1 protein-coding gene and 1 pseudogene are annotated in these 3,246 nt (G+C 40.2%); both read right to left on the bottom strand.

Annotation, left to right across the window (positions count from 1 at the left end):
• Positions 1 to 695: 695 nt before the first annotated feature.
• Positions 696 to 2,234 (bottom strand): annotated as a pseudogene (locus F6K13_RS25145) (carboxypeptidase M32).
• Between the two features lie 608 nt (positions 2,235 to 2,842).
• On the bottom strand, positions 2,843 to 3,037 hold the full coding sequence (locus F6K13_RS25140) for a hypothetical protein (protein ID WP_287288723.1): 195 nt from the start codon (positions 3,035 to 3,037) through the stop codon (positions 2,843 to 2,845).
• Positions 3,038 to 3,246: the final 209 nt, after the last annotated feature.

The following is a 3,246-nucleotide window of genomic DNA, read 5'->3' as shown; positions in this document are numbered from 1 at the left end:
TCAATCCTTTTAGATTTAATCAGCAAGCCCTAACTAATATTAACATCTTTTATACTAATATCCAAAATTATTATTTCTTATTTGTATATAACAATTCCCATAAGGAGTGAGGTACAAAATTCGTTTGTTTTAGGGAGTAGGGAGTAGTAATTCGAGAAAAAGGGGACGGAAAAAAAGAAAAACAACTGTATCTCACTAATTTGAGAAACGCTATAGCAATTCCCAAGAAGCGCGAGGTACGCGTATTCGTTGTTTTTAGGGAACACCGGATCTGGGAACAGAGAACAGGAAACAGAAGACAAATTAAAGATAGGTGCACCTCATTAGACTGAGAAACGCTATATTTTTTTGAACAAAAAATAACATCTCAAGTCTCCCCTTTCCTCCGGTCCCGAAGGGAACGCCATATCCATGAGACCAAGAGAAAAGAGAATTCCGTATTTTCAAGCCTTCCTATTACAGGAGATACTGATAATTGATAACTGATAATTGAAGTGGCAACAAGGAACTGTAGAAAATATAGCGTTTCTCAGTAAGCGTGAGGTACTTTTATCTTTCTTCCCTGTTGCCTGTTGCCTGTTGCCTGTTGCCTAAAGCAAACGAATTTTGTACCTCACTCTTTTTGGGAATTGCTATATTTCGATTATTTCCAAAATAATTTTAACTTCAATTCCTTATTTTAAATTTGCTTTCCCTCAAGCAACAAGAGCTAATTTAACAGAATATATATCACTATACTTATTTTGAATGTAACGAATAAATGGGTCAATACTTAAAGGTTTACCTGTTACTCTGTCAATTAATTCTTTCGCAGTATATTTGCGACCATGTTGATAAATATTATGCTTTCACCATTTATGCAAAAGAGTAAAATTACCTTGTTCAATAGCAACAGTAATTTCTGGATTAGGCTTCACTGCAGTTTCATAAGTTTGAGCAGCAATTAAATTACCCAAAGTATAGCCTTGAAACATTCCGCCAATCATTTCACCATACCAATGCACATCTTGCATGACTCCCTCACTATAATTAGCAGGAACTATACCTAAATCTTTTTTATAGCGCTCATTCCAGGCTTCGGGAAGGTCACAAACAGCTAATTTCCCTTCTAACATGGCCAACTCTAGATCGAATCGAATCATTACATGGAGATTGTAGGTTACTTCATCAGCATCAGTACGAATGGGTGACTTAACAACCTTATTAATAGCCTGATAAAATTCCGAAACAGAAACACAACTAAGCTGTTTGAGAAAAATACCCTGTAGTTGGGGATAAAAACATTCCCAAAAGCATCGACTACGAGCTACCATATTTTCCCATAATCGGGATTGACTTTCATGGATACCGCTTGAGGTTCCTTCAGCAAGGGGCGTTCCCTCTAATTCTAGGGCAATACCTTGCTCATAGAGAGCATGGCCTACTTCGTGGACTGTACTGAATAGAGCTTCGGTACAGTTATTTTCATACACGCGAGTGGTAATACGAACATCCCCAATTGAAAAGCTAGAAGTAAAGGGGTGGGGCGTTTCGTCTTGTCGGCCTCTTTGAAAGTCGAAGCCAATATGCTTTGTCACAGTACGTCCAAACTTAAGTTGTTGTTCTTTTGGATAATATTGGCGGAGGTAAAAATCATTGATAGGTGGGCCGGAGGTAATGGCTTCTACTATGGGTAATAATTTTTGGCGTAGTTTGCGAAACAGAGGGCGAAGTATGGAAACTGTCATGCCTTCGTCTACAAAGTCAATGAGAGGATCGGCAATATGTTTGTGAGGGAAAAAGCAAGCTAGTTCTCGACTTAGGTCTAATGTTTTTTCTAAATATGGTTGTACTAGGGAAAAGTTTTTGAGAGATTTGGCTTTGACCCATGCTTCGTAGGCGGTAGCTTGATGTTGGCAAAATTTGGCCATGAATTCTGAAGGGACTCGGATGGCGCGCTCGTAGTCTCGGCGAGTAACACGGATCAGGCTAGCTTCGGTGGAGTCGTAGGGGAGGCTTTGTTCGTAAGGGCGGAGGTCTTGGAGGAGTTGACCTATGGATGGGTCGGTAAATTTTTCATGGGCAAGTTCTTTGAGAGTGGCTATTTGTCGTCCTCTGGCAGAAGTGCCTCCGGTGGGCATATAGGTGGTTTGGTCCCAGTTTAGTATGGAGACGGCGGCTTCTAGGTCTCGTATTTGGATGAGACTATTTTTGAGTTCTAGATATTTTGGTTCACAAGGACTGAGGGTTGACATGATGACTAGATGATATTAAATTTTTAGGTTTATTTAATGTTTTTACTTATTCGGTGGGGTATTATATATTAGCCAATCATCAGGAGTCTTTTAGTTAATTCTACTTAAGTATATGCAAGTTTTTAACAAAAAGCTTGGTCTAAAGCCTCCGTCATGCTCTTCACGGAGGTCATAAGTTATAATTCATAAGTCAGAAGTTCAGTAGGGTGTGTGAGCGTGAGGGTAACGTACAATCCCACAGAAGGCGGTGGGTCATTTCAGTTCAGTAGCGTAACGTACAATCTCACAGAAGGCGGTGGGTCATTTCAGTTATCAGTTAGCCTCCTAACTGAGGAACTGCGTTAACAGTAACTCTGCAATCAGGAGGTTTGACATCAGGAATATTCTCTTTTTTTATCCTCTTAAAAGGGGAGACTTTAGACCACAATTTTTTGGTAAAGTTTTTATAGTGCTGCGCGCAGGCAACAGGCAACAGCTCCGGAAGGCAATAGGGGGAATAAATTGCCGATAATATAAGACTTTTAGCTATTGGACACCTCCTGAAATTTGTAAATATGCCAGCGCACATTGCTATATCTGAGAATTTTCTAATAATTTTTCTGCATCTGCTAATAGTTTATTTCCCCACAGTTCTTTTTTGGGTAGTCCTGTATGGGTTTTGGTGAAGATATATATTTTTTAATTTCTCCCATACACTCTCTACCGGAGGGGGAGGGGTTAGGGGTGGGTCCCCATCTCCCCACACTCTCTCTAGCATTACTATGCACCACCACCCTTTTTTGAGGCGTTGCAGGTTTCCCCAACTTTTAGTAGGTTTGGTTGAGGTATGATATTCGGAACTTATCCGCAGCACAGAATATGTAGATAGAATTTTGTGTTGAGTTGCACTGTGGTTTAATACCAACTTGATCAATATTTGCTACAAATAACTAGGTTATTTCTTAGGAGTCAACCCACCCCTCGCCCCTCCCCCTCCCAGGAGGGGAAGTTAGGAGCTAATAGTTGTTTACCT

Source organism: Okeania sp. SIO2B9 (assembly GCF_010672505.1).
Lineage (GTDB): Bacteria > Cyanobacteriota > Cyanobacteriia > Cyanobacteriales > Microcoleaceae > Okeania > Okeania hirsuta.
The sequence above is the reverse complement of the archived record's forward strand: the minus strand, read 5'-3'. Positions and strand labels throughout refer to the sequence as shown.